The sequence below is a fragment of the Pseudoxanthomonas sp. GW835-FHT14C01 genome (assembly GCF_058793715.1).
The window spans coordinates 410176-428274 of record NZ_JBXAGB010000002.1 but is presented as its reverse complement, the minus strand read 5'-3'; the positions used below and the strand labels follow the sequence as shown (position 1 = coordinate 428274).

15 protein-coding genes are annotated in these 18099 nt (G+C 68.6%); 8 read left to right on the top strand and 7 right to left on the bottom strand.

The features are described from left to right. Together AC1Q5B_RS08635 and AC1Q5B_RS08630 are read right to left on the bottom strand one after the other, a co-directional pair. The gene (locus tag AC1Q5B_RS08635; protein ID WP_492631278.1) at window positions 1-1017 is read right to left on the bottom strand and encodes a sulfate ABC transporter substrate-binding protein; all 1017 of its coding nucleotides are present in this window, start codon (window positions 1015-1017) and stop codon (window positions 1-3) included. A 16-nt stretch (window positions 1018-1033) separates the two neighbouring features. Then, window positions 1034-2500 carry an OprO/OprP family phosphate-selective porin gene (locus AC1Q5B_RS08630; protein WP_492631277.1) on the bottom strand — a complete coding sequence of 489 codons (1467 nt, stop codon included), beginning with the start codon at window positions 2498-2500 and terminating at the stop codon, window positions 1034-1036. A 175-nt stretch (window positions 2501-2675) separates the two neighbouring features. Between AC1Q5B_RS08630 and kbl the strand changes: the two genes are divergently transcribed. Further along, on the top strand, window positions 2676-3875 hold the full coding sequence (gene kbl, locus AC1Q5B_RS08625; protein ID WP_492631276.1) for a glycine C-acetyltransferase: 1200 nt from the start codon (window positions 2676-2678) through the stop codon (window positions 3873-3875). 24 nt (window positions 3876-3899) lie between these two features. On the opposite strand, the gene AC1Q5B_RS08620 is transcribed toward kbl, so the two are convergent. The 4 genes from AC1Q5B_RS08620 to AC1Q5B_RS08605 all read right to left on the bottom strand — a co-directional run bounded on the left by AC1Q5B_RS08620 (window position 3900) and on the right by AC1Q5B_RS08605 (window position 6879). Further along, a complete protein-coding gene (locus AC1Q5B_RS08620; RefSeq protein WP_492631275.1) occupies window positions 3900-4190 on the bottom strand; it encodes a hypothetical protein in 291 nt (96 codons plus the stop codon). A gap of 73 nt (window positions 4191-4263) precedes the next feature. After that, window positions 4264-5058 (bottom strand): pseudouridine synthase, encoded by a 795-nt coding sequence (locus AC1Q5B_RS08615; RefSeq protein WP_492631274.1) that lies wholly within the window; start codon window positions 5056-5058, stop codon window positions 4264-4266. 45 nt (window positions 5059-5103) lie between these two features. Next, complete coding sequence (locus tag AC1Q5B_RS08610; protein WP_492631273.1) at window positions 5104-5607, bottom strand: hypothetical protein; 504 nt, start codon at window positions 5605-5607, stop codon at window positions 5104-5106. 198 nt (window positions 5608-5805) lie between these two features. Further along, complete coding sequence (locus AC1Q5B_RS08605; RefSeq protein ID WP_492631272.1) at window positions 5806-6879, bottom strand: OmpA family protein; 1074 nt, start codon at window positions 6877-6879, stop codon at window positions 5806-5808. Between the two features lie 321 nt (window positions 6880-7200). On the opposite strand from AC1Q5B_RS08605, the gene AC1Q5B_RS08600 reads away from it, so the two are divergent. Further along, complete coding sequence (locus AC1Q5B_RS08600; RefSeq protein WP_492631271.1) at window positions 7201-8004, top strand: dioxygenase family protein; 804 nt, start codon at window positions 7201-7203, stop codon at window positions 8002-8004. Here AC1Q5B_RS08600 and AC1Q5B_RS08595 read toward each other — a convergent pair whose 3' ends face one another. Further along, the gene (locus AC1Q5B_RS08595; protein WP_492631270.1) at window positions 8005-8925 is read right to left on the bottom strand and encodes a LysR family transcriptional regulator; all 921 of its coding nucleotides are present in this window, start codon (window positions 8923-8925) and stop codon (window positions 8005-8007) included. 96 nt (window positions 8926-9021) lie between these two features. Between AC1Q5B_RS08595 and AC1Q5B_RS08590 the strand changes: the two genes are divergently transcribed. The 6 genes from AC1Q5B_RS08590 to AC1Q5B_RS08565 all read left to right on the top strand — a co-directional run bounded on the left by AC1Q5B_RS08590 (window position 9022) and on the right by AC1Q5B_RS08565 (window position 18069). Continuing rightward, on the top strand, window positions 9022-10242 hold the full coding sequence (locus AC1Q5B_RS08590) for an MFS transporter (protein WP_492631269.1): 1221 nt from the start codon (window positions 9022-9024) through the stop codon (window positions 10240-10242). Between the two features lie 50 nt (window positions 10243-10292). Then, window positions 10293-11324 (top strand): aldo/keto reductase, encoded by a 1032-nt coding sequence (locus AC1Q5B_RS08585; protein ID WP_492631268.1) that lies wholly within the window; start codon window positions 10293-10295, stop codon window positions 11322-11324. A gap of 22 nt (window positions 11325-11346) precedes the next feature. Beyond that, window positions 11347-12363 carry a zinc-binding alcohol dehydrogenase family protein gene (locus tag AC1Q5B_RS08580; RefSeq protein ID WP_492631267.1) on the top strand — a complete coding sequence of 339 codons (1017 nt, stop codon included), beginning with the start codon at window positions 11347-11349 and terminating at the stop codon, window positions 12361-12363. Between the two features lie 207 nt (window positions 12364-12570). After that, entirely contained in the window at window positions 12571-14016 is a 1446-nt protein-coding gene (locus AC1Q5B_RS08575) for a Wadjet anti-phage system protein JetA family protein (protein WP_492631266.1), read from the top strand. Then, window positions 14013-14654, top strand: coding sequence for a DUF4194 domain-containing protein (locus AC1Q5B_RS08570; RefSeq protein ID WP_492631265.1), 642 nt, complete (start codon window positions 14013-14015; stop codon window positions 14652-14654). The genes AC1Q5B_RS08575 and AC1Q5B_RS08570 overlap by 4 nt, the downstream gene beginning before the upstream one ends. Further along, window positions 14641-18069, top strand: a complete 3429-nt coding sequence (locus AC1Q5B_RS08565; protein WP_492631264.1) for an SbcC/MukB-like Walker B domain-containing protein — start codon at window positions 14641-14643, stop codon at window positions 18067-18069. The genes AC1Q5B_RS08570 and AC1Q5B_RS08565 overlap by 14 nt, the downstream gene beginning before the upstream one ends. Window positions 18070-18099 lie beyond the last annotated feature (30 nt).

Genomic DNA, 18099 nt, shown 5'->3' with positions numbered 1-18099 from the left:
TTACTTCGCCTGGATCTGGTCGAACACGCCGCCGTCGGCGAAATGCGTGGCCTGGGCCTTCGCCCAGGAGCCGAAGACGCCGTCGATCGTCACCAGTTCCAGCTTGGGGAAGCGCGCGACGTCTTCGGGCGCCGCGTACTGCGGATAGCGCGGGCGGTAGTAGTGCTTGGCGGCCAGGCGCTGTCCGGTCGGCGAATACAGGTACTTCAGGTAGGCCTGCGCCGCCTCGCGCGTGCCATGCTTGTCGACGTTGCGGTCGACCAGCGCCACCGGTGGCTCGGCCAGGATCGACAGCGACGGCACCACGATGTCGAACTTGTCCGGCCCCAGTTCCTCGATCGACAGGAACGCTTCGTTCTCCCATGCCAGCAGCACGTCGCCGATGCCACGCTGGACGAAGGTGGTGGTCGCGCCGCGCGCGCCGGTGTCGAGCACCGGCACGTTGCGGAACAGGCCGCGTACGAAGTTGCGCGTCTTGGCTTCGTCGCCCTTGAAGATCTTCAGGCCGTACGCCCATGCCGCCAGGTAGTTCCAGCGCGCGCCGCCGGAGGTCTTCGGATTCGGCGTGATCACCGAGATGCCGGGCTTCACCAGGTCGTGCCAGTCGCGGATCTTCTTCGGATTGCCCTTGCGCACCAGGAACACGATCGTCGAGGTGTACGGCGCGCTGTTCTCCGGCAGGCGCGACTGCCAGTTGGCCGGGAACAGCTTGGCGCGCTGGGCGATGGAATCGACGTCGTAGGCCAGCGCCAGCGTCACCACGTCGGCCTCCAGGCCGTCGATGACCGAGCGCGCCTGCTTGCCGGAACCGCCGTGCGAGGTCTCGATGCTGACCTTCTGCCCCTTGGTCTTCTGCCAGTCGGCGGCGAAGGCGGCGTTGAACTCGCGATAGAACTCGCGCGTCGGGTCGTACGACACGTTGAGCAGCTTGATGTCCTTGGCGCCGGCCGCGGCGGCGACGGTCAGGCCGAAGGCGAGCACGGCATTGCGGAGGTGGCGTTGGATGGAAATCTTCATGGCTTGTCTCCGGGAATCAGAAGGCGACCTGCAGTCGCGAGAACACGGCCTTTTCGTCTTCGCGATCCGCGCCGGCGACGGCACCGCCCTCGAACTGCGTATCAAGATAATTGACGACCAGCTTCAGGTTGCTGGTGAGGTACCAGTTGACGCCCAGCGTCCACGCCTTGGCGCGCCGCGCGGCGACCAGCGGATCGGCGAACAGCGGGAAGGCACCGTCGTCGATCTCCAGTTCACCATACCGGCCCACCAGTTCCCACGCACCCCAGCCGCTGCCGGGACTGAACGGCTTCGACGGCTTCACCACGCCGCGGTAGCTGGCATCTTCGCCCGTCAGTACCCAGCTCGCGGTCGCCTGCCAGGCGGTATTTTCCAGATCCGCCCGCGTGCCTGCCGCCGCGCCGCTGGTGACCAGCAGTTCCTGCTTCGACGCGATGTACTCCGCCAGAAGGCCGAAACGGCCGCGATACAGATAGCCCTGCGGCGAAATGCGGCTGTGCTCGCCATCCGCGGCCACCGCGCTGCGGTAATTGAAGAACTGCGCCTGTCCCTGGGTGCGATAGCGCGGGAGGAAGTTGTTGCCCGTGCCCTGCTTGTCGCCGATGCTGCCGGCGATGCCGAAACCCAGGCCCGACCAGGAACTGCTGGTGTTCTTGAAAGGCTCGAAGAACACCCGGCCGGCATATTCGAATTCGTTGTCCGGATTGGTGGTCGCCGCATCCCGGCCGTCGGGCGCACCGTTGTACACGCCTGCCACGTAGCTGACGCGCCCCTCCGCGAATTCGCACTGCGCCTGGATGCCAAGATCGCGATTGGGCGCCAGTTCGGTGGGGAAACTGCGCTCGATCAAGGCGATGGCGCCGCCGGACTGCAGCCGTTCCAGTCCGATGGGCCCCTTGACCTTGCCCGCGCGCAAGGTGAAGGCCGGATCCAGCTTCACGTCCACATACGCGTCGACGATCGTCGCGCTGTCGCCGGCGAACTCGGGCGTCAGCCGGAACGACACCAGCTTGCCGAGCGATCCCTCGATGGTCGGGCGGATGCGGCGGAACAGGAAGGTGTCGTTCTGCGGCACCGCGTCGTCGTCGAGGAAGAAGCGCGCGTCGCCCTGCACCAGCGCGCGCAGCTTGAACTCGTAGTCGCCATTGGCCGACTTCAACGAAGCGCCCTTGTCGTTCACCGCGACCACGGGAGCGTCCTTGGCCTTGGCCGCGGCTTCTTCCTGCTGCAGTTCGAGACGACGCTCCAGGATGCGCAACCGCTGATCCAGGTCGCCCAGCGTGGCCGGTCCGGACTCGCCTTCGGCCGCCGCCGTCGTCGGCGCATCGCCGACACGGCGCTCCAGCGCTTCCAGTCGTTGCAGCAGTTCCTGCACGGTGGGCTGGCTCTGTGCGGATACGGGCAGAGCGAGCGAACAGGCCAAAGCGCCCAGGATGGCGACGCCGCTGCCTTTTCGCTTGCGTGGGCCCGAGTGTGTCCGCATGACCGCTATTCCCCGTGTGAAGGCCCCTTCGTGGGCCGGAGAGGCGATGCTGCGTGCGCACATGCAGGCAGGGAAATGACGAAACGGGGGGCGCTTATGCCGTACGTGCATGACGCGACCGGGCGCCTTGCGGCCGGCGGGTAGAATGACGCCTTTCCCGCTCACTCCCCGTGCCATGGCCCCCTCCCTGACCGCCCACTACGCCGCCACCCTCGACGAGATCCGTGCCCAGGGCCTGTTCAAGTCCGAGCGGATCATCACCAGCCCGCAGTCGGCGGAGATCACCCTGGCGGATGGCCGCACGGTGCTGAACTTCTGCGCCAACAACTACCTCGGCCTGGCCGACCACCCGGACATCATCGCCGCGGCGAAGGACGCGCTGGACACGCATGGCTTCGGCATGGCGTCGGTACGCTTCATCTGCGGGACGCAGGATCTGCACAAGCAACTGGAGCAGACGATCGCCGACTTTTTCGGCACCGAGGACACCATCCTCTACGCCGCCTGCTTCGACGCCAACGGCGGCCTGTTCGAGCCGCTGCTGGGCGAAGACGACGCCATCATTTCCGACGCGCTGAACCACGCCTCGATCATCGACGGCGTGCGTCTATGCAAGGCAAAGCGTTTCCGCTACGCCAACTGCGACATGGCCGATCTGGAGGCACAGCTGCAGGCCGCCGATGCCGCCGGCTGCAAGACCAAGCTGATCACCACCGACGGCGTGTTCTCGATGGACGGCTTCATCGCCCCGCTGGACGAGATCACCACACTGGCGAGGAAGTACGGCGCCCTGGTGCACATCGACGAATGCCATGCGACCGGCTTCCTCGGCGGCACGGGTCGTGGCTCGGCCGAGGTGAAGGGCGTGCTGGACAGGATCGATATCATCACCGGCACGCTGGGCAAGGCGATGGGCGGTGCGCTGGGCGGCTTCACCACCGCGCGGAAGGAAGTGATCGAACTGCTGCGCCAGCGTTCGCGCCCCTATCTGTTCTCGAACTCGCTGCCGCCGCACGTCGTGGCCGCAGGCATCAAGGCCTTCGAGATGCTGTCCGCCGCCGGCCACCTGCGCCAGCAGCTGCAGGAGAACACCCGCTACTTCCGCGAGAAGATGACCGCCGCCGGTTTCGACATCAAGCCGGGCGTGCACCCGATCAGTCCGGTGATGCTGTACGACGCGCCGCTGGCGCAGCGGTTCGCCGAACGCCTGCTCGAGGAGGGGATCTATGCGATCGGCTTCTTCTTTCCGGTGGTGCCCAAGGGCCAGGCGCGCATCCGCACGCAGATCAGCGCGGCGCATACGCGCGAACACCTCGATCGCGCGATCGACGCCTTCATCCGTATCGGTCGCGAACTGGGCGTGGTGAAGGCCTGATCGATACGTCGGCGCGTCCGCGTATCAGCGGGCGCGCTTGGCGGCGCTGGCGTTCTTCGGCTTCGCCGGCGCGCCTTTGGCCACGCGGATGCCGCGGGCCTTCATCCACGAATCGAATTCCTCGGCCGTCATGCTGCGGCCGTTCTGCTGCATGTCGAAGCGATGTCCGTGCGGACCGACCTTGACGGTGACGATCTCGTCCGGAGCGGCCTGCTTCGTCGTGGCGGTCGGCGATTTCGAAGCGCAGCCTGTCGACAGCCCGAAGGTCAGCAGCACGGCGCAGCACAGCGGCAGGCGCAAGATCGAACGGTACATGTGGTTTCCCCGAAGTCAGCGTGAGCGAGTGTAGGCAGCCGCCCGGCCGCGAACCCGGACCGCCGTCGCGCAATCAACGCCCGGCCGTCGGCGCGAGCGCCTCGCGCTCATGCGCCTCAAGCATTCGCCATGCGCCCTTGCCCAGTTCCCCCAGCGCCAGCGGCCCCACCGCAACGCGCACGAGCCGTAACACGCCGACGTCGAACGCCGCCAGCAGGCGCCGGATCTGCCGGTTGCGTCCCTCCTCCAGCACGATCTCCAGCCACGCATTGCGCTCCCCGCTCCGCAGCAGCCGGACGTCGCGAGCGGACAGATGTTCGCCATCGACGCGTACGCCGGCCTTCAACTGCTGCAGCAGGACGTCATCCGGCAGTCTGTCGATCTGCACGTGGTACGTCTTGTCAGGGCCCGTTGCGGGATCGGTGATACGGGCAGCCCAAGCGGGATCGTTGGTGAACAGCAGCAGGCCTTCGCTGGCCTTGTCCAGCCGGCCCACTGGCGCGAGCCATGGCAGAGCCGCACCATCCAGGCATCGATAGACGGTGTCGCGCCCCTGTTCGTCGCGTGCGGTGGTGACCAGGCCGCGCGGCTTGTTGAGCATCAGGTAGCAGCGCTCCGGCACCGCGCTCGCCTGGCCATCCACCCGGATCACGGCACGGCCCGCGACCACCGGGAACTCGGGATCGCGAATGATGCGTCCATCGACGGACACCCGGCCTTCGGCGACCCACCGGGCGGCCTCGCTGCGCGAACACACGCCCTGCTTGGAGAGGACGCGCGCGAGCCCGTGACGGGTCGCGTGCGCAGCGGGCGCACGCGGTCGCCCGGCACGCGCGGCATCGCGGGTAGGGGGTTTGCGCGTCTTCATGGAGAGCCGACAGGAAAACGGCCGGGAAAACCGGCCGTTCGCGAATCAGTTTTTCTTGGCAGGTTCGGCGGGTTCCGGCGCAGGCGCCGCTGCCGGAGCGCCGGGGGCCTTCACCACCCGCACGCCGCGGGATTTCATCCACGCATCGAACTCGTCCGCGGTCATGCGCTTGCCGTTCTGGCTCATGTCGAACCGCCACGGCGTGTTGTCGTGCGCGGTCTTCGGCTGGTACGCCGCCGGGCTGGCGGTGGCCGTCGCGGCCGCCGGCGCGGCGGGCAAGGCTTTGGCGACGTTGCGGCAACCCTCGATGCGCAGGCGCATCAGCACGCGATCGACCGACTGCGACTCGTCGAACGCATGCGACGCCAGTACACCGGAGGGCGCGCCCAGTTGCGTGGCAGCGGCAGTGAATTCCGGCGCGACCGGCGCGATCACCGTGGCGGGCGTCTTCAGCGGCGCCGGCACCAGGCTTCCGCTGCAGTCGGGCGCCGCGTAGGCGGCAGGGATCGCGGCGATGCACAGCACACTGGCGAACACATGACGACGCATCGGCACAACTCCCGGGAATTCACGACTGGACGTGCCCGGAGTTTAGGCAGCGCGTCATGGCATGGCAAGAAATTGCCGGCCCTGCGAGGCGGCGATGCGCAAAGACGGAAGCGCGATCACGCATTCGCCATGCAGGCAGACGAAAAAACGAAGCCCGGCGCGAGGCCGGGCTTCGGGTGTTGCGGGAAGCGCGTCCGATCAGTTCTGGACGTTCAGTTCCGTACGACGGTTACGCTCGTTCTTGCAGCCCGGCAGGGTCTGCGAGGTCGGCTCCAGCGGACGGCTCTCGCCGTAACCGATCGGGCCCACCAGACGCGAGGCGCTGACGCCGTTGTTGGTCAGGTAGTCGTACACGGTCTGCGAACGACGCTGCGACAGCGACTGGTTGTAGGCGTCCGCACCGCACAGATCGGTGTGGCCGGCCACTTCGACGCGCAGGTCGGGGTAGCGCTTCAGGATCTCGGCGGCTTCGCTCAGGATCGCGATCGCGTCCGGACGCAGGGTCGACTTGTCGAAGTCGAAGTTCACACCCTTCAGGTCGATCGAGACCTGCACCGGGCAGCCGTCCGGACCGATGGTCTGGCCAGCCTGCGAACCGGGGCACTTGTCGTCGCAGTTGTTCACGCCGTCACCGTCGTCGTCCAGGTCCGCGCAGCTCGGCGCAGCCGGCGGGGCCGGCGGGGCAGCGGCTTCGGCCTTCGGACCCAGCGGGATCACGACGCCGACCGAGGCCAGCACGTCGCCGAACCAGTCTTCCTGCGGAGCAGCGGCGCTCTGGTCGTCGAAGTCGGCACGGTAGGCCAGCTCGGCGCGCACGCCGACGCGCTTGTCGAGCGTGGTCTGCAGGCCGACGCCCAGCTTGGCGGCGAGGTTGTTGTCACGACGCTGGTTGGACGCGTTGATCAGCGACTCTTCTTCCGAACGCTGCATGCCCAGGCCCGCCACGATGTACGGGTTCCAGCCACGGCCTTCCTGGACGAAGTGGCGACGCAGGTCCAGCGAGATGCCGTACTGGCTCCACAGGGCGTCACGGTTGTCTTCGAACTTCGGGTTCTGGTAGTTCAGCTCACCGTCCAGCGACCAGTTCGGGCTGATGAACTTGCCCAGGCCCAGTCCCAGGAAAGGGGCGTTGCGGGTGGTGCGGTCGTCGTCCTGCAGGTTGAAACCGGCGGAACCGGTCAGGTACCAGCGGTCATCAAACTCCTGCGCCATCGCATGGTTGGCGAGGCTCAGGCCGCCCAGCAGCGCGGCGCAGAGAATCTTCTTGTTCATTTGCAGCTCCTTTCCTTGTAAAAGTTCAGTAGTAGAGAAACCGAAGTGGTTCGCTTGCGGCGTTTCTAGTTGTTATCCGAGGCGACAGGCTTCCGTCGCCTTGCTGAACAGATTATGCGGGGGTACGTGAAGACTGTGTTAACGGTACCATAACAAGTTGGGCAAGGTTAACACTCTTTAAGGGAACTCACGCAGATCTTCACATCCGACGCCAAGAATGCGGACCGGCGGTCGGTCGGTGTGGCGCACGCACCAAGGACAAAACACATCGGTGCAGATCCGGTTCTTGGTAACACGGCGGCGAAGGCCGATTCTCCTGTCATGACCACGTCCGACCTCGCCCGCCCGCTTCCCAGCCTCTTCCTCTCCCATGGCTCTCCCATGCTGGCGGTCGAGGATTCTGCCACCGGCCGTTTTCTCGACCAGTTGGGCACCTTGCTGCCCAGGCCGCGCGCCATCGTCGTCGCATCGGCGCACTTCATCCATGCCCGACCGACACTGACCGCCACGCCCACGCCGGACACGATCCACGATTTCGGCGGCTTTCCCGACGCGCTGTACCAGATCCGCTACCCCACTGCGGGCGCGCCAGCGCTTGCGCACGACATCGCAGAACGGCTGACCGCGGCCGGGTTCGAGGCGCGCGTGGACGATCACCATGGCCTGGACCATGGTGTCTGGGTGCCGTTGCGGCGCATGTATCCCGCATCCGACATTCCCGTGGTGGCGCTGTCGGTGAATCCCGCGCAGAGCGCCGAATGGCATTACCTGCTTGGACGGTCGCTGGCACCCCTGCGTCAGGAAGGCGTGCTGGTCGTCGGATCCGGCGGTTTTTCGCACAACCTGCGGGCACTGGACTGGCAGCACGGACGGGCACCGGCATTTCCTTGGGTCGAGGCGTTCACCGGTCCGCTGCGCGCCGCGCTGCTGGCGGGCGATGCGACCACGGCCATCGACTGGACCGCGCTGCCCTACGCGCGCCAGAACCACCCCACCACCGAGCACCTCTATCCGCTCCATGTGGCACTGGGCGCCGGGGGCGAAGGCGCCCAGGGGCGTTTGCTCCATCGCGATGTGGAAATGGGAGGGCTGGCGCTGGACGCGTTCGCCTTCGGCGACGACTGACTACACCGCCAGCCCGCGTTCCCACGGTGGATCGTCGCCGAACTGGGCGGTCAGGAAATCCACGAATGCGCGCACCCGCGGCGGCACCAGCCGCCGCTGCGGCATCACGGCGCTGATCGCAGTGGTCGCCAACGGGAAGTCGGGCAGTACCACGACCAGCCTTCCCGCCCGCAGGTCGTCGGCAACGTGCCACAGCGAGTGCACGACGATGCCCTCCCCTGCCAACGAGGCATCGCGCAGCACTTCGCCGAAGTTGCTCTCGAAGCGCCCGCGCACGCGTACCGCCGCTTCGCCTCCGTCCGGCGTCCCCAGCCGCCATACGTCCTGGCGACCGCCGCTGCCGAAAAGCAGCAGGCAGTCGTGGTCGGCAAGCTGTGCGGGTGTGAGGGGGATGCCGCGCCGGCGCAGGTAATCCGGCGCGGCGCACAGCACGCGGCGGTTGGGCGCGATGCGCCGGGCGACCAGGCGCGAATCGTCCAGGGCCCCGATGCGGATGGCGAGGTCGAAGCCCTCGCTGACCAGATCGACGACGTTGTCGCTGAGATGGACGCTCAGGCGGACCTTGGGATGTCGGGCGAGAAAGGCCGGCAGCAGGGGCGACACGTACTGCCGCCCGAACGAGGCCGACATCGTCACCCGCAGCGTGCCGGCGACCTCGCTGGCGGCCTCGCGCAGGCCGCTGCCCAGCGACTCCAGTTCTTCGACCAGCACCCGTCCCTGCTGGGCCAGCGCCAGGCCCTCGGGGGTGGGATGCAGGCGACGGGTGGTCCGGTGCAGGAGGCGCACGCCCAGTTCCTTCTCCAGCCGCTTGAGGCGCTGGCTGGCCACCGCCACCGACAGGTCGAGGCTGTGGGCGGCGGCGGTGATCGACCCCAGATCGAGCACACGCAGGAACAGGGTCAGGTCGCCGACACGATCCATTTTCAATTTTCCATTGAAAGTGATTCGCCATCTTCTCGGTTTTTCGTCGATCAAGGAAGCGGCACCCTGCACGCCTCCCAAGACGCCCCTCTCCCCATGTCTCCCACCGCCCTCCCCACCTCGCGCATGCCGCTGGGCCTCTACGCCCTGACGGCCGGTGCCTTCGGCATCGGTACCACCGAGTTCGTCATCATGGGCCTGCTGATGCAGGTCGCCGCCGACCTGCAGGTCTCCATCGCGGCGGCCGGCCTGCTGATCTCCGGCTATGCGCTGGGCGTGTTCGTGGGCGCACCGCTGCTGACCGCCGCCACCAGCCGGATGCCGCGCAAGGCGGTGCTGGTGGCATTGATGATCGTGTTCACGCTCGGCAACCTGGCCTGCGCGCTGGCGCCGAACTACGAACTGTTGATGGCGGCGCGCGTGGTGACCTCGCTCGCGCACGGCACGTTCTTCGGCGTGGGTGCCGTGGTCGCCACGGGCATGGTCAGCGATGATCGGAAGGCCTCGGCCATCTCGATCATGTTCACCGGCCTGACCGTGGCGACGCTGCTGGGCGTGCCGGCGGGCGCCTGGCTGGGCCTGCAGTTCGGCTGGCGCGCCACGTTCTGGGCGGTCACCGCGATCGGCGTGCTGGCGACGCTCATCATCGCCACGCTGGTGCCGACGGACCGCAGCGCGCCTGCGCCGCTGCCGTTCCGCGACGAACTGCGCGTGATCGCGCGCCCGCAGGTGCTGCTGGGCCTGCTGATGACCGTCCTCGGCTTCGGCGGCATGTTCACCGTCTACACCTACATCCAGCCGCTGCTGACGCAGGTCACCGGGTTCGCCGATGCGGCGGTCTCGCCGATCCTGCTGGTGTTCGGCGTCGGCATGATCGTCGGCAACCTGCTCGGCGGCCGCTTCGCCGACCGCCGCCTGGCGCCTGCGCTGCTCGGCACGCTCGCCCTGCTGGCGCTGGTGATGGGGGCGATGACCTTCGTGCTGGAAAGCCGGTGGGCGATGATCGCGTTCACCGGCCTGCTCGGCGCTGCCGCCTTCGCCACCGTGTCGCCGCTGCAGTTGTGGGTACTGCAGAAGGCCAGTGGCGCGCAGAGCATGGCGTCTAGCCTCAACATCGGCGCGTTCAACCTCGGCAACGCGTTGGGCGCGTGGCTGGGCGGCATGGTGATCTCGCAGGGGTTGGGCCTGTCCGCCCTGCCGTGGGTCGCCGCGCTGGTGCCGGCCTCCGCCTTCGTGGTGGCGCTATGGAGCCTCGCACGCGACCGTCGGGAGGCCCTGCCGCCGCGGAACGCACTGCCGGTCCGCGAGTGCGCCTGACAACCCGGATCTCCTTCTCCCTCCTCTCCATCCTCTACGCGGACGCCTCCATGGAAACCCGTTTTCTCGGCCGCTCAGGCCTGAAGATTTCAGCGCTGGGCTTCGGCGCCGGCACCTTCGGCGGCAAAGGCCCGCTGTTCAGCGCGTGGGGCAATACCGACGTGGCGGAGGCGCGCCGGATGATCGACCTCAGCCTCGATGCCGGCCTCAACTTCTTCGACACCGCCGACGTGTATTCCGATGGCGCATCCGAATCCATCCTTGGCGAAGCGCTGCGCGGCCGTCGCGATCAGGCGATCCTGTCCAGCAAGACGGGGCTGCGCCTGGGCGGGGGCGCCAACGATGCCGGCGCCTCGCGCCTGCGCCTGCTGAAGGCGGTCGATGCCTCGCTGGAACGGCTCGGCACCGACTATCTCGACGTGCTGCAACTGCATGCCTTCGATGCGATGACGCCCATCGAGGAGACGCTCTCCACGCTGGACGATCTGGTCCGCGCCGGCAAGGTGCGTTATCTGGGCGTGTCCAACTTCTCCGGCTGGCAGCTGATGAAATCGCTGGGCATTGCCGATCGTCATGGCTGGCCGCGCTACGTCGCCAACCAGACCTACTACTCGTTGATCGGCCGCGACTACGAGTGGGAACTGATGCCGCTGGGCATCGACCAGGGCGTGGGCGCGGTCGTGTGGAGTCCGCTGGGCTGGGGACGCCTGACCGGCAAGCTGCGCCGTGGCCAGCCCTTGCCCGCGACCAGTCGCCTGCACGACACCGCCGACATCGGCCCGCCCGTCGAAGAAGCGCGCCTGTTCCGCGTCCTCGACGTGCTGGAAGACATCGCCGGAGAAACCGGAAAAGCGATCCCGCAGGTGGCGATCAACTGGCTGCTGCAGCGGCCCACGGTATCGACCGTATTGATCGGCGCGCGCAACGAGGCGCAGCTGAAGCAGAACCTGGGCGCCGTCGGCTGGCAGTTGTCGACCGGCCAGATAGCGCGGCTGGATGCCGCAAGCGCCACCGAAACACCGTATCCGTACTATCCCTACTGGCGCGGCCATTTTTCCGAACGCAGCCCGCTTCCTGTCTGAACCTGCCAACTGGATCTTCCCCATGAAAGCCATCGCGCTGACCCGTTACCTGCCCATCGACGACCCGCAATCGCTGGTCGACGTCGAGCTCGAGAAACCCATCGCCACCGGCCACGACCTCCTGGTGCGCGTGGAGGCCGTATCGGTGAACCCCGTCGACACGAAGGTGCGTTCGCCCAAGCCGCAGGTCGAAGCGCAGCCGAAGGTGCTGGGCTACGACGCCGCCGGCATCGTCGAAGCGGTCGGCGACGCGGTGACCCGCTTCAAGCCCGGCGATGCCGTCTACTACGCGGGCGACATCACGCGCCCCGGCAGCAATGCGCAGTTCCAGCTCGTCGACGAGCGCATCGCCGGCCGCAAGCCGGCGTCGCTGGACTTCGCCCAGGCGGCCGCGCTGCCGCTGACCACCATCACCGCCTGGGAACTGCTGTTCGACCGCATGCCGTACGCGGCGGATGAAGGCGGCAGCGGCAAGTCGCTGCTGGTGATCGCCGGCGCCGGCGGCGTGGGCTCGATCGCGATCCAACTGGCCAAGCGCGCCGGCTTCACCGTCATCGCCACCGCATCGCGCCAGGACACGATCGACTGGTGCAAGGCGATGGGCGCCGACCACGTCATCAACCACCGCGAGCCGCTGGGTCCGCAACTGAAGGCCTTGGGCTTCGACACGATCGACGCCGCGCTGAACCTGGCGGACACCGACCGCTACTGGAGCGAACTGGGCGACCTGCTCGCGCCGCTGGGGCATGTCGGCCTGATCGTCGAGCCGCGCGGCGAGCTGCGCATCGGCGATCCGTACAAGGCCAAGAGCATCGGCATCCATTGGGAAATGATGTTCGCCCGCCCCCGGTTCCGCACCGCCGACATGGGCGAACAGGGTGCGCTGCTGGATCGCGTCGCCGACCTGATCGACGCCGGCGCGCTGCGCGGCACGTTGACCGAGACCCTATCGCCGATCAGCGCGGCGAACCTGCGCGAAGCGCATCGCCGGCTGGAAACCGGGACCACCATCGGCAAACTGGTGCTCGCCGGCTGGTAGGACCCGCCCGCACCTGACGGATCAGGGGGCGCCGGCGAGCCTGCGGGGGAACGGCTACCGGCGTCCGCGCGACTTGCGATATCGTGGCTGGCCGCAGCGCGCCCCGGCGCGATCCGCCCGTCCGTCCGATCACGCCATGCCCTTTTTCCCGGCGCCGCCGCGCCCGCCACATCACAATGCCGGTCGCCCGCCGCGGTCCTTGCGGCCATGACGCAGGCACCGGCCCTGTTCCCGTTGCTGCCCAGCGGTCTGTTCGGTCCCTTGGCATCGCCCAACCGCGAGCACTACTGGCTGCTCCTGTGCCGGCTGTTCGACGAGTTCTTCGGCCCCGACGCGCCGGTACCGCCGAGCATGGGCTTCCAGCGCCGCGAGATCACCGCGGCGCTGGAGCGGTACCTGCTGGCCGATGACCCGTGGGAAGACGAGGACGGCGACACGCCGGACACCCCGCTGTCCGTGCGCGTCAACACCCTCTACGAGCGCTTCCGCAGTGCCGGATGGCTGCGGCAGGAGCGCGTCGGCGCACGCGAGATGGTCACCATGCCGCCGGTCGTGCACCAGTTCCTCTCGCTGCTGGTCGAGTTCGCCGAGCATGGCCCCACCTTCGTCTCGGCGAAGATGCGCTCGATCGAACACCAGTTGCAGCAGGTGGCCGACGGCAAGGCCTCCGGCGACGCGCTGGACGAAGCCGCCGACCAGGCGCGGCGACTGCTGGTGTCGCTGTCGTCGATGAGCCTGCAGGTCCGCGACCTGATGCCGGAGCTGAGCAAGGCCGAATCCACCGCGCAGTTCGCGCGGCAGTGGTTCGAACGCTACGTCAGCGAGTTCTTCATCGGCGACTACGCCGAGTTGCACACGGGCGACCACCCGCTGGCGCGGCGCAGCGCGATCCTGTCGGTGGCGCAGCAGATCGAGACCGGCGAGCGGCGCACGGCGCTGCGGGCGTGGTATTGCGAACATGTCGGCGGTGGCGATGAAACGCGCGGCGACCAGCGGTTCGCGCGCAGCCTGCGCCGGCTGCGCGAACTGGAGCGCATCGACGAATACCTGGGCCGGCTGGACGACGACATCCGCCAGGCCAACCGGCGTGCGCTGGCGTTCCTCGATTACCGTCTGCGCGCGCCCGACAAGCTGGACATCCTGCTGCGCCGTGCCTGCTGCGGCGTCCAGCACGCGCCGGAAGACGCACTGCGGCTGCCGGTGGCGCCCGGCGCGCTGATGGAGGCGGGCCGCCTGCGTGCGCCGCGGCAGAAACCGCAACCGATCCCGCGCAGCGCCAACGCGACCCAGCCGCCCACGCCCGAGCAACTGGCGCGGCTCAGCCTGCTGCGGCGGATGAAGCGCGCCCGGCTGGTCAACGCCGACGACATGGCGCGCTACGTCGGCACGCACCTGGACGCCCGCGACCAGGTCGCGTCGGAGGCGTTCTCCATCGCCAGCATCGAAGACCTGCGCGCCTACCAGACCCTGCTCACGCTCGCGCTGCGCAGCCATCGCATCGGCGGCCTGCGGCGCGAAGACCCGCTGGGCCGGCTGCTGCGCGGCTACCGCGTCGACCTGGTCGATGCGGGCGGGCGCGACGACAACGGCTACCTGCGCGCGCCCCGCTTCGTCGTGCGCCGCGTCGGCCAGCCCTCACGGAAAACCGCATGAAACGCAGCTGGACCACGCTCAGCCAACTCTCCAACGGCATCTACGCCGTGCAGGACTTCGAACGCACCGCCTACCGGCTGGTCGTGGAACAGGTGCTGTACGCCAGCGACCGCAGCACGCGGCTGGCCTATCACCTGGTGGAGGACCACTACGACGACTTCGTCGCCGCGCTGGCGCCGCTGGGCATCCGCCTGGAGCGCAACGCGCACTACCGCTACGTGGTGGCACTGCCCGCACACGCCGAGGGCGTGCCGGTGACGCTGGCCGAAACCCTGTTGCTGCTGGTGCTGCGGCAGCGCTACGACGAGGCGATGCGGCAGGGCATGGTGGAAGACGAAGGCGTCGTCACCGTCGAGCTGCCCGATCTGCAGGAGGCCTACCAGGCCCTCGCCGGGCGCCCCATGCCCGATGTCGGCACGCTGCGCGAACTGGCGCGCACGCTGAAGCGCTGGGGCACGTGCCGACTGGTGGAATCGGAGCCGGACGATGCGCAACCGTTTCACCTGCAGGTGCGGCCGGCCATCGTCGACATCGTCGGCGAGCAGTGGCTGCAACGGCTGGACCAGCACAACCGCGACGACGATGGCGAGGCCGCGGAAGGCGATGACGTCATGGAGGATGGCGATGCAGCAGCTTGAGCGCGTGCACCTGGTGCAGTTCTTCCTGTTCGAGGCGCAGACCCTGGAACTGGATGCCACCACCGCCATCATCGCGCCCAACGGCGCGGGCAAGAGCGCCTTGCTGGATGCGCTGCAGATCGTGCTGCTGGGCGGCGACCGCAGCCGCATCCGCTTCAACGCGCAGGCCGGCGGCAGCCATCGCGCGCGCACCATCCGCGACTACTGCCTGGGCGTGTTCCGCAGCGGCGACGACGGGCGCAAGCGGCGCACCGCCACCACGTACATCTCGCTGGTGTTCCGCGACACCGACACCGGCGAAGCCCTGACCGCCGGCATCGCGCTGGGCGCATCGGTGGACGAGCCCGACCACCGCCTGCACGGGCTTTACCTGCTGCCGGGCGTGGCGCTGGAGCTGGCGGACCATGTGGAGCAGCTCAAGGGCAAGGAACTGCCGCTGGCCTGGCCGACCTTCCGCGAGATGGCCCTGCGCCGCTGCAAGGCGGCCGGCGGTACGCCCGAGTTGCACACGGTGGCCGAGCGCTTCGTCAAGGACCTGCTGCTGCGGCTGCGCGCCTCGCCGACCGCCAATCCCGATATCAACGCGTATCGCAAGGCCTTCCTCAACGCCCTCAACCTGCAGCGCGTGGAAGACGTGGACCTGTTCGTGCGCACGCTGGTCGCCGAGGACCGGCCCACCGACATCGCCCGCTTCCGCGCGCTGCTGGAAAGCTTCCGCCAGATCCGCGACCGCATCGAACAGGTGCGCCAGCGCATCGACGCCGCCGAAGGCGTCGAACGCCAGTACGACCGCATCGCCTCGCAGGCGGTGCGCGCGGCGTCCTACCGCGCGCTGGCGGCGGAGTATGCGCGCGACCTGTACGGCGAGCAGTTGGAACAGGCCGAAGGCGCCGTGACCACTGCGGAAGATGCCCTGGCCGATACGCGGCGTCGCCTCGTCGATGCGCGTGCCGAGCGCGACACCCTGCGCGACGAGCAGGCACGTGCCCAGGCCCGCCTGCAGGGCAGCGCCGGCTACGGCGAGCAGGCGCAACTGGACGAACTGGCCGGCCGCGACCGCGCGCGCCTGGGCCAGTTGAACAAGGAACTGCTGCGCGAGATCGGCTTCGTGCGCGAACAGTTCCGCCAGCTCGATGCGCTCGCGCTGGCGGGCGTCGACGCCGGCACCGTGCAGTCCGCACGTGCCGACTGGGACGAATGGTACGCAACGCTGTCGGCACTGGCGGACGGGGACGCCCTGCCGTGGGCGCCGGAAGACCTGTTCGCGCGTGCGCGCCAGGCCCTGCGCGCGGCCGCGCCATTGCGCGAGCAGGTCGATCAGCACGCCCGCCAGCTGCATGCCGCGCACGACAAGGCCCGCGACGCACTGGAGACCGCGCGCCAGAACCAGAAACGCCTGGCCGCCGGCCAGGCGGAACTGCACGCCGACACGGTGCGGCTGATGAGCTACCTGCGCGAGGCCGGCATCGATGCGCGCCCGGTCTGCGACCTGGTGCGCGTGGCCGATACCGCGTGGCAGCCGGCCATCGAAGCCTACCTGCGCAGCAACGTCGAAGCGCTGCTGATCCCCGGCGAGGACGAAGAGCGCGCGGTCAAGCTGTATCGCAGCCTGTCGGGCGGGCGCTCGGTCTACGGGGTGAAACTGGCGCTGTCCAGCCAGACGCGCGATGCGCGCGGCAAGGACGCCGCGGCCAGCAGCGTCGCCGCGCTGCTGGACGGCGTGAACGCCGACGCACTGGCGTACTTGCGCCGGCAACTCGGCGAACTGCGCTGCGTGGAGACCGAAGCCGACCTGGTGCGCAGCCGCCAGGGCCTGACGCGCGACGGACTGCTCGCACGCGGCGGCAGCATCGAGCGCCTTCGCCTGCCCGCCGCGGGCGATCTGCGTATCGGAGCGTCGGACAACCGCGCCCGCCTGCGCGTGCTGCACGAGGAAATCGAAAAGGCCGAGCGCGACGTGCGCGGGATCGAGCCGCACCTGCGCCGCGCCGACGACTGCCAGCGCGGACTCGCGCGGCTGGCCGACGCCGACGCGGTGGCCCAGGCACTGCACGAACGCGCGCTCGAGCACCGCCAACTGGCGGGGCGCTACCGCACCGCGCAGGAAAGTCGCCTTGCCGCGCTGGACCCGGACCTGCTCCGCCTGTCCGAGGCCGTGCGCGACCTGGCCGCACAACTCGGCGAGTGCGAGCGGCGCACCGATGCGCTGGTCGGACAGGAGGCGGTCGCGGTCACCGACCTGGAGCGCAGCCGCCGCCTGCTCGAAGGCCTGCGCCAGCAGGAGGAACTGGTCGCCCGCCGCGCGGTGGAGGCCTTCAAGGATCCGGATGTCGATCCCAACCTGATCGAGCGGCATCGCGATGAACTCGACGACAAGGTCGAATCGCTGGAGGAGCGCGGCAGGACCTGCGAGCGTCGTGCCGACGAGAGCGACAGGCAACTCGCCAAGCTGCTGCCCGAGGCGTGGAGCGCATTGGCCCAGTACGCACGCGACCATGGCCTGGGCGTGGATTTCGACGCCAGCGCCTGGCGGCCGGCGTTGACGCTGCTGCGCTGCGAACTGACCCAGCTGCGCGATACCGACCTGGTGCGTTACGAAGGCGAAGCCCGCCAGGCGTACGACACCGCGGTGGAGACCTTCCGCGCCAGCGTGGCCGCCGCGCTCAATGACAACTTCATCCGCCTGCGCCAGCAGATCGCCACGCTCAACCGCACCCTGCGCAGCAGCCCGCCGTTCTCCAACAACGAGCGCTACCAGTTCCATTACGACGTGGTGCCAGAGTTCCGCGACCTGGAGCGGTTCATCCGGCGCGCAGTGGATATCGGCGGCGAGGACACCCTGTTCGGCACCGCCGGCGAGGTGCCTGCGGCCTTCCGCGAACTGATCGAAGACGGCGCAGCCGCCCGCACCGCCACCTCGCCGCTGGACGACTACCGGCGCTTCTTCCGCTTCGAGGTGCAGATCAGGCAGGACGACACCGTGATCGGCACGCTCAGCGAACGCATGCGCTCGGGCTCCGGTGGCGAACACCGCGCGCCGCTGTACGTGATCGCCGGCGCGGCGCTCGCGGCGGCCTACGGCAAGAACGAGGCGCACCCGGGCGGCATGGGCCTGATCCTGCTGGACGAGTTCGGCGACAAGATCGACGCGCAGAACGCGCGCGCCACCACCAACTACCTGCGCTCGCTCGGCCTGCAGCTGGTGCTGGCCGCGCCCGACACCGCGCAAGGCACGCTCAGCGGCGTGCTGGACAGCTACATCGAGCTGTTCCGCGACGGCGACCTGCTGCAGGCCGAACGCATCGAGGTGCAGGCCGCCGCGCGCGCGCTGCTGCTGTCGGACCAGTTCGACCTGCACCCGGAGTTGCTGGCCGAGGAAACCGCACGCATCGAACGGCAGCAGGCGCCGGGGTGAGCGATGCGCGGTTCTCACGCTGATATCCCC

Coding starts and splice junctions, on each gene's coding strand:
- AC1Q5B_RS08630 (WP_492631277.1), bottom strand. CDS start 2,500: ATGCGGACACACTCGGGCCCACGCAAGCGAAAAGGCAGCGGCGTCGCC.
- AC1Q5B_RS08635 (WP_492631278.1), bottom strand. CDS start 1,017: ATGAAGATTTCCATCCAACGCCACCTCCGCAATGCCGTGCTCGCCTTC.
- AC1Q5B_RS08615 (WP_492631274.1), bottom strand. CDS start 5,058: ATGAAGACGCGCAAACCCCCTACCCGCGATGCCGCGCGTGCCGGGCGA.
- AC1Q5B_RS08570 (WP_492631265.1), top strand. CDS start 14,013: ATGAAACGCAGCTGGACCACGCTCAGCCAACTCTCCAACGGCATCTAC.
- AC1Q5B_RS08575 (WP_492631266.1), top strand. CDS start 12,571: ATGACGCAGGCACCGGCCCTGTTCCCGTTGCTGCCCAGCGGTCTGTTC.
- AC1Q5B_RS08585 (WP_492631268.1), top strand. CDS start 10,293: ATGGAAACCCGTTTTCTCGGCCGCTCAGGCCTGAAGATTTCAGCGCTG.
- AC1Q5B_RS08580 (WP_492631267.1), top strand. CDS start 11,347: ATGAAAGCCATCGCGCTGACCCGTTACCTGCCCATCGACGACCCGCAA.
- AC1Q5B_RS08605 (WP_492631272.1), bottom strand. CDS start 6,879: ATGAACAAGAAGATTCTCTGCGCCGCGCTGCTGGGCGGCCTGAGCCTC.
- AC1Q5B_RS08600 (WP_492631271.1), top strand. CDS start 7,201: ATGACCACGTCCGACCTCGCCCGCCCGCTTCCCAGCCTCTTCCTCTCC.
- AC1Q5B_RS08620 (WP_492631275.1), bottom strand. CDS start 4,190: ATGTACCGTTCGATCTTGCGCCTGCCGCTGTGCTGCGCCGTGCTGCTG.
- AC1Q5B_RS08610 (WP_492631273.1), bottom strand. CDS start 5,607: ATGCGTCGTCATGTGTTCGCCAGTGTGCTGTGCATCGCCGCGATCCCT.
- kbl (WP_492631276.1), top strand. CDS start 2,676: ATGGCCCCCTCCCTGACCGCCCACTACGCCGCCACCCTCGACGAGATC.
- AC1Q5B_RS08565 (WP_492631264.1), top strand. CDS start 14,641: ATGCAGCAGCTTGAGCGCGTGCACCTGGTGCAGTTCTTCCTGTTCGAG.
- AC1Q5B_RS08595 (WP_492631270.1), bottom strand. CDS start 8,925: ATGGATCGTGTCGGCGACCTGACCCTGTTCCTGCGTGTGCTCGATCTG.
- AC1Q5B_RS08590 (WP_492631269.1), top strand. CDS start 9,022: ATGTCTCCCACCGCCCTCCCCACCTCGCGCATGCCGCTGGGCCTCTAC.